The sequence below is a fragment of the Micromonospora psammae genome (genome assembly GCF_036902725.1).
In the GTDB taxonomy this organism is placed as follows: Bacteria; Actinomycetota; Actinomycetes; order Mycobacteriales; family Micromonosporaceae; genus Micromonospora.
Map to the genome: position 1 here is coordinate 314097 of NZ_JBAKHM010000004.1, position 6873 is coordinate 320969.

At 76.1% G+C, this 6873-nt stretch carries 7 protein-coding genes and 1 pseudogene; 5 read left to right on the forward strand and 3 right to left on the reverse strand.

All coding sequences use genetic code 11. The annotated features are described in order from the left end of the window. Positions 1 to 461 precede the first annotated feature (461 nt). A complete protein-coding gene (gene crcB / locus V6U79_RS09915) occupies positions 462 to 824 on the reverse strand; it encodes a fluoride efflux transporter CrcB (protein ID WP_334522161.1) in 363 nt (120 codons plus the stop codon). Then, positions 821 to 1300: a fluoride efflux transporter FluC gene (locus tag V6U79_RS09920; protein WP_334614386.1), complete on the reverse strand. Its 480-nt coding sequence runs from the start codon at positions 1298 to 1300 to the stop codon at positions 821 to 823. Before V6U79_RS09920 ends, crcB begins: the two co-directional genes overlap by 4 nt. Positions 1301 to 1571: 271 nt before the next feature. On the opposite strand from V6U79_RS09920, the gene V6U79_RS09925 reads away from it, so the two are divergent. The 5 genes from V6U79_RS09925 to V6U79_RS09945 all read left to right on the forward strand — a co-directional run bounded on the left by V6U79_RS09925 (position 1572) and on the right by V6U79_RS09945 (position 5588). Further along, the gene (locus V6U79_RS09925) at positions 1572 to 2012 is read left to right on the forward strand and encodes a DUF6766 family protein (protein WP_334522155.1); all 441 of its coding nucleotides are present in this window, start codon (positions 1572 to 1574) and stop codon (positions 2010 to 2012) included. A 91-nt stretch (positions 2013 to 2103) separates the two neighbouring features. Further along, on the forward strand, positions 2104 to 3069 hold the full coding sequence (locus tag V6U79_RS09930; RefSeq protein WP_334614387.1) for a zinc-binding dehydrogenase: 966 nt from the start codon (positions 2104 to 2106) through the stop codon (positions 3067 to 3069). A 143-nt stretch (positions 3070 to 3212) separates the two neighbouring features. Next, positions 3213 to 4520: a phenylacetate--CoA ligase PaaK gene (paaK, locus tag V6U79_RS09935; protein ID WP_334614388.1), complete on the forward strand. Its 1308-nt coding sequence runs from the start codon at positions 3213 to 3215 to the stop codon at positions 4518 to 4520. A 49-nt stretch (positions 4521 to 4569) separates the two neighbouring features. Continuing rightward, positions 4570 to 4938: a hydroxyphenylacetyl-CoA thioesterase PaaI gene (gene paaI / locus V6U79_RS09940; protein ID WP_334522352.1), complete on the forward strand. Its 369-nt coding sequence runs from the start codon at positions 4570 to 4572 to the stop codon at positions 4936 to 4938. 59 nt (positions 4939 to 4997) lie between these two features. After that, positions 4998 to 5588 (forward strand): dienelactone hydrolase family protein, encoded by a 591-nt coding sequence (locus V6U79_RS09945; protein ID WP_334522147.1) that lies wholly within the window; start codon positions 4998 to 5000, stop codon positions 5586 to 5588. A 31-nt stretch (positions 5589 to 5619) separates the two neighbouring features. On the opposite strand, the pseudogene V6U79_RS09950 reads toward V6U79_RS09945, so the two are convergent. Next, a pseudogene (locus tag V6U79_RS09950) lies at positions 5620 to 6873 on the reverse strand (hypothetical protein); the annotation flags it as partial.

Here is a 6873-nt window from a genome sequence, read left to right on the forward strand (position 1 = left end):
GACGAGACGGTGCGGCGATGTTATTTCCATCAGCTGCAAATATTCAAGCACCTCTTTGTGTATTACTTGCAGCACCGCCGAGCCGGAGGGACGTGTCGGGGCGGAGATCCACCCTGGCTGCTGAAGGTGCCCCGGCCGAGCGCCATCGGGAGGCCGGCCGCCAGCGGCGAGCGCCTTGTCGTGGTGGCGAGCCCTGGGCGGGGCGGTATCCTGCGTCCGGGAGAGCTGTTCTTGTGCAAATTCTTCGAGATAGAGTCGCCTTCTTTCATGCGTGTCGGCAACTTGCCGAAGCCGCCCGCACCTTCCACACCACCCACCGACCGCCCCCACCCCCGCCCCCACACCCCGGCGTCGGCACGGGCGCCAGCCTCGATCATGGAGTTGTGGTGGATTGAAACATCGCTGAACCCCACACTCCGGGCACCACAACTGAGTGATCGACAGGTCAGGGGGGTGGGGGGTCAGGGGGTGAGGGTGTGGGCGAGGGTCAGGCCCGCGGCGGCGGCGCACAGGCCGGCCGTGACGCTCAGGGCGACGTTGGCGAGGGCGCGCAGCCGCCCGCCCGCGCGGACCAGCCGCAGCGTTTCGTAGCCGAAGGTGGAGTACGTGGTCAGCGCCCCGCACAGGCCCGTGCCGAGCAGTGCGCCGAGCCCCGGGCCGACCGGCAGTCCCACCAGGAACCCGAGCAGCAGCGAGCCCACCACGTTGACCGTCAGGGTCCCCCACGGGAAGGACGAGCCGAGCCGGGCCTGCACCGCCCGGTCGGTGAGGTAGCGCAGCGGCGCCCCCACGGCCGCGCCGAGCGCGATGAGCAGGACGGTCACGGGTGCCTCCCGAGCAGCCGCCCGACGAGCGCGTCGCCCGCCCACACCGCGGCGAGCGCCCCGAGCACCGTCGCGGCCAGGTACGACAGGGCGGTGACCGGGGCGCCCGCCCGGAACACCGAGTGCACGTCCACCGCATACGTGGCGAAGGTGGTGTAGCCGCCGAGCACGCCCACGCCGAGGAAGGGGCGCAGCAGCGGCCGGCCGGTGCCGAGACGGGGCAGGGCCGCCATCAGCGCGCCGATCAGGAAGCAGCCGGTGAGGTTGACGGCGAACGTCGCCCACGGAAACCCGGCGGCGGGATGCGGGAGCGCGTGCTGCACGCCGGCGCGGGCCAGCGCGCCGAGGGCCCCGCCGGCGGCGACCGCGCCGAGCACCGCGCGCGGCCGGGCGGCCACCTCGCCCCGGTCGGCGGCCACCCGCAGGTCGACGTCGGGGTCGACGCGCCGCTCCGGTCCGGACACGTCCCCTCCCACCAGGCTCGCCGCCAGGGGTGCGACCGCCGGCCCCGGACGAACCCGCGCGGCGCGGCCCGTCAGCCTATCGCCCCCGCACGGCCGGTCCCACTGTCGCGCGGCCTGGCCCGGCGACGCGGAACAACCGTCGTAGCTTCCTCGTCGTTGCCGGCGGATTCGACGCAGCTCCGGCGAACGGCGCCGGATCGACGCGACGCGCCGGGGCGCCGTTTCGACGCAGCGGGGCCGGGGCATGGGCCCGACCAGCGGTTTCGTCGAGAGGGGGTTCGTGATGGCCGAGACCACAACGGCGTCGGAGGCGCGCGGTTCCGGGTCTGCGGGGGGCGGTCGCGGTGCGCGCGGGCACGGCACGCGGGACGGTGGGCCGCCGTTCCGCAAACCCAGGTGGCCGAAGGCGTACGCCTTCGCGCTGGTCACCGGAGCGCTGTTCCTGCTCTCCTGGGTCGGCCAGTTCGTCTTCCAGGCCGTGGTGCAGAGCAACGAGGCGAGCCAGCACGGAGAGTCCTTCGCCTGGAGCGAGTTCCTGCCGCAGTTCCTCGCCTCCACCTTCGAGAACTGGCAGTCCGAGTTCCTCCAGCTGATCTGGCAGGCCGCCGGCCTGGCCCTGTTCTACTACTGGGGCTCCTCGCAGTCCCGTGAGTCCGACGAGCGGATCGAGGCCAAGCTGGACGCACTGCTGCGCGAGCGGAACCTGGACCCACGAAACCTTTGACACGTGCGGCGTGTCACCGCGCCCGCCCCGTTGACCTCAACCCGACTTCACCTCCGAAGCTCGACGCACACGACGAGCACAGGAGGTTGACATGCGGTTGATCGAGGTGACCAGGTTCGGCGGTCCGGAGGTGCTGACCCTGACCGAGGCGGCGGAGCCGGCGCCCGGGCCGGGGGAGGTCCTGGTCGAGGTGGCCGTCGCGGACGTGCTCTGGGTCGAGACGATGATCCGGCGCGGCCACGGCGGCGCGTACTTTCCCGTCCGGCCGCCGTACCGCCCGGGGGTGGGGGTGGCGGGCACGGTGGGCGCGGTCGGAGCGGGCGTCGACCCCGGCTGGGCCGGCCGGCGGGTGGTCACCCGCACCGACGAGCGGGGCGGCTACCTGGAGCGGGCCGTAGTGCCGGCGGAGGGGATCGTGCCGGTCCCCGACGGGGTGTCGCTGCCCGACGCGGCGGCGCTGCTGCACGACGGCGCGACCGCGTTCGGCCTGCTCGATCTGGTGCCGGTACGCGGCGGTGACCGGGTGCTCGTCACCGCCGCCGCCGGCGGCCTCGGCGCCCTGCTGGTGCAGGAGGTGCGCGCCCGCGGGGGCGTGGTCGTCGCGGCGGCCCGGGGCCCGGCGAAACTGGACGCGCTGCGCCGGTTCGCCCCCGACGTGGTGGTCGACTACGCCGAGCCGGACTGGACGGAACAGGTCCGCGCGGCGACGGGCGGCGTGCACGTGGTCCTCGACGGGGCCGGAGGCGACTACGGCCGGGCGGCCTTCGACCTGCTCCTCGACGGGGGACGCTTCTCCGCACACGGCACCCCCGCCGGCGAGTTCGCGGTGCCCGACCGCGAGGCGACCCGGGCCCGGGGGATCACCGTCACCGGCATCGCGGACCTCCGGTTCCCGCCCGATCAGGCCCGCCGGCACCTGCGGGCCGCGCTCGACGCCGCGGCGGCGGGCCGCGTCACGCCGCTGATCGGGCAGACGTACCCGCTGCACCGGGCGTCCGAGGCGCACCGCGCACTGGAGGAGCGCGCGGCGATCGGCAAGGCGCTGCTCACCGTCTGACCGCCGGGCCGTCGGCCGTCCGGGCCGCCGGTGGTGCCGCGCCCCGGGCGGGCGTACGGTACCAAGATCGGGGGCGTGGCGGCCCGGACGCGTCGGCGGGTGACCCCGTCACCCCGCTCCGCCGTGACGTGCAGGAGGCATCGATGCAGGACCGCACCCCTCGTCCGGAGGAGCTGGAGCCGATCGAGCGGGCCGGCGTCGACGAGCTGCGGGCGCTGCAACTGGACCGGCTGCGGTGGTCGCTGCGGCACGCGTACGACAACGTGCCGCACTACCGGCGCGCGTTCGAGACGCTCGGCGTGCACCCGGACGACTGCCGGGACCTGGCCGACCTGGCCCGGTTCCCGCTCACCGGCAAGGCCGAGCTGCGGGAGAACTACCCGTTCGGCATGTTCGCCGTGCCCCGGGAGCGGATCGCCCGGCTGCACGCCTCCTCCGGCACCACCGGCCGCCCCACCGTGGTCGGCTACACCCGGCAGGACCTGGACACCTGGGCCCGGCTGATGGCCCGCTCGATCCGCGCCTCCGGCGGCCGTCCCGGCGACCGGGTGCACGTCGCGTACGGCTACGGCCTCTTCACCGGCGGCCTGGGCGCCCACTACGGGGCCGAGGAACTGGGCTGCACGGTCATCCCCGTCTCCGGCGGGATGACCGAGCGGCAGGTGATGCTGATCCGCGACCTCGCCCCCGAGGTCATCATGGTCACCCCCAGCTACCTGCTGGCCATCGTGGACGAGATGGAGCGGCAGGGGATCGACCCGCGCGCCACCTCGCTCCAGGTCGGCATCTTCGGGGCCGAGCCGTGGACCGAGGACATGCGCCACGAGATGGAGCGGCGGCTCGACATGCACGCGGTGGACATCTACGGCCTCTCCGAGCTGATGGGACCCGGCGTGGCCAACGAGTGCGTGGAGACCAAGGACGGGCCGCACCTGTGGGAGGACCACTTCTATCCGGAGATCATCGACCCGGTCACCGGGGCGGTGCTGCCCGACGGTGAGCGGGGTGAGCTGGTGCTCACCTCGCTGACCCGGGAGGCCATGCCGGTGGTCCGCTACCGCACCCGGGACCTCACCCGCCTGCTGCCCGGCACCGCGCGGCCGATGCGCCGGATCGAGAAGATCACCGGACGGACCGACGACATGATGATCGTGCGCGGGGTGAACGTCTTCCCCACCCAGATCGAGGAGCTGATCCTGCGTACGCCGCAGCTGTCCCCGCACTTCCAGTGCGTGCTGGACCGGCAGGGCCGGCTGGACACCCTCACGGTGCGGGTGGAGCGTCGCCCCGGCGTGACTCCGGAGTCGGCCGAGCGGGCCGGCGCCGCCCTGGTCGAGCTGGTCAGGAACACCATCGGGGTGAGCGTCGCCGTGCAGGTGATCGCGCCGGACGGGGTGGAGCGTTCGATGGGCAAGATGCGCCGGATCGTCGACCACCGGCGGGCGGGCTGAGATGGGGGAGCACGGCACGGTGACGCCGGGACGGACCGCCGCGCACGACATGTTCGACGCCGACGTCGCCTCGCGTGGCCTCGGCATCGAGCTGGTCTCCGCCGGCGACGGCGCCGCGGTGGCCCGGATGCGGGTGACGGCGGCGATGCTCAACGGGCACGCCATCGGCCACGGCGGCTTCGTCTTCCTCCTCGCCGACACGGCCTTCGCGCTGGCCTGCAACAGCCACGGGCCGGCCACCGTCGCCGCCGGCGGTGAGATCACCTTCCTCCGTCCGGTCCGCGAGGGTGACCTGCTCACCGCCCGCGCCACCGAGCGGAGCCGCTACGGCCGCAGCGGGATCTACGACGTGACCGTCTCCCGGGGCGACGAGGTGGTCGCCGAGTTCCGGGGCCGCAGCCACACCCTGGCCCGGTAGGCCGGCGGCTGGCCGCGCGGCACCACGTGTCCGGCCCGGCTCTCCGGCACGATGTCCCGATGGGACACGTCGTGCTCTTCCATTCCGTGTACGGACTGCGGCCCGCCGTGCTGACCGCCGCCGACCGGCTGCGCGCCGCCGGGCACCAGGTCACCACCCCCGACCTGTACGGCCGGCCGCCGGTCGACACCGTCGAGGAGGGCTTCGCCCTGCTGGCGGCGGTGGGCCAGGACGAGGTGCTGCGGCGGGCCCGGGCGGCGGTGGACCCGTTGCCGCCCGACACCGTGCTCGCCGGCTGGTCGATGGGGGCCGGGGTGGCCGGCGCGCTGCTGGCGGAGCGGCCGCACACCGCCGCCCTGCTCCTGCTGCACGGCACCGGCGGCGACCCGGCCGGCGTGCGGGCCGGTCTGCCGGTGCAGCTGCACCTGGCCGACCCCGACGGGTACGAGCCGCCCGACGAGCTGGACGAGTGGCGGCGGGCGATGACCGACGCGGGGGCGCGGCTGGAGGTGTTCCGCTACCCGGGCGCGGGGCACCTCTTCACCGACCCGGACGTGCCCGACCACGACCCGGTGGCTGCCGAGCGGACCTGGCAGCGGATGCTGGCCTTCCTTCCCGCCGGACAGCCGACCGGTCCGGCCGCGGCCTGACACTCCAGCCCCCGACCTTCGCGGCCCGTGCTCAGGCGGCGCGCGGTACCGGGGCCACGGCGACCCGTCCCGGCCCGGCGGGCCGCCGTCGGGCCGGCCGGTCGCCGCGGCGCGTCCGGTCCGCCGCCGTGGGGGCGATCCGGCCCCGTCCGGTCCGCCCGTCGTCGGCGGGGCCGCCCGGCCGGGCGACCCCGCCGACCGGTAAGTGGCCGCCCGGCGGCGGCACCGTCCGTCCGGGCGGCGGCACCAGGGCCAGCCGCATCGTGCCGGGGATCGCGGGTACGGCCGGGACCGTCGCGCCGCGCGGCGATGCGCCCGCCCGGTCGAGGCCGGTCCGACCGGCGGCCGGCCCGACCCGCCCCGGGTCGCCCGTCGGGCCGACCCCGCCACCGACCGGGAAGGGGACGGTTGGCTTCCGCACCAGGCCGATCCGGGCGGCTGCGGCGCGCTCTTCGACCAGGCCGGGGCGACCGGCGGTGGCCGGATCCGCGCCCAGGCCGGCCCAACCGGCGGTGGCCGGATTGGTGGCCGGGCCGGCCCGGCCGGCGGTGGCCGGCCTCCCGACCAGGCTGTTCCGGGCGAAGGCGGCCGCATGCCCGGTCGGCTCGGGGGCGGTCAGGTCTTCGGTGCCTGGATGATCCGAGGCCCGGCCCGCCCGGGCGCCGGTCCGGGCCGGCGAGCGCCCCGCTCCCGGGCCGGCGACGACCGCCGACCGAGCGCCTGCTCCACGATGGACCGCGATGGATCCGCCGTCCCCGACGGCCGGCCGGGTCCACCCGGCGCCGACGAGCCCCGCCCCGGTGGAGGCCAGGAGACGCGGGCGGGCGGGCCGGCCGAAGCCGCCGCGTCCGGGCGCCGCCTCGCGGGCGGTACGCCCCAGGACCGTCCGACCGGGGAGTTCCTCCTCCGCGGCGCCGCCCCGCGCCGCCGGCCACTGCGCGGCCCGGCGGGTGAACTCGGCGCGGACGGTCCGGGGCAGCCGCTCGTAGGCGACCCGGCGCAGGGCCGGATCCACGACGGCGTACCCGCCGTGCGCGGTGGGCCGCAGCAGGTCCTCCCGGGTCAGGGTGCGCAGCAGCGCCGTGGCCCGGGCGGGAGCCCAGTCGAGCAGGCGCGCCACGGCCGGCGCGGTGCAGCCGGCGCCGAGCGTCGCCGCGGCCATCAGCACGGCCCGGCCCGCGCCGTCCAGCCGGTCCAGCCGGGCCTCGGCGGCCCGCCGTACCGGCTCGGGCAGCGGCGGGGACCCCGCCCCCGCCCCCGCGGCGGCGTAGGCGGGGGCGCGTCC

Coding starts and splice junctions, on each gene's coding strand:
- V6U79_RS09925 (WP_334522155.1), top strand. CDS start 1,572: ATGGCCGAGACCACAACGGCGTCGGAGGCGCGCGGTTCCGGGTCTGCG.
- V6U79_RS09930 (WP_334614387.1), top strand. CDS start 2,104: ATGCGGTTGATCGAGGTGACCAGGTTCGGCGGTCCGGAGGTGCTGACC.
- paaK (WP_334614388.1), top strand. CDS start 3,213: ATGCAGGACCGCACCCCTCGTCCGGAGGAGCTGGAGCCGATCGAGCGG.
- paaI (WP_334522352.1), top strand. CDS start 4,570: ATGTTCGACGCCGACGTCGCCTCGCGTGGCCTCGGCATCGAGCTGGTC.
- V6U79_RS09945 (WP_334522147.1), top strand. CDS start 4,998: ATGGGACACGTCGTGCTCTTCCATTCCGTGTACGGACTGCGGCCCGCC.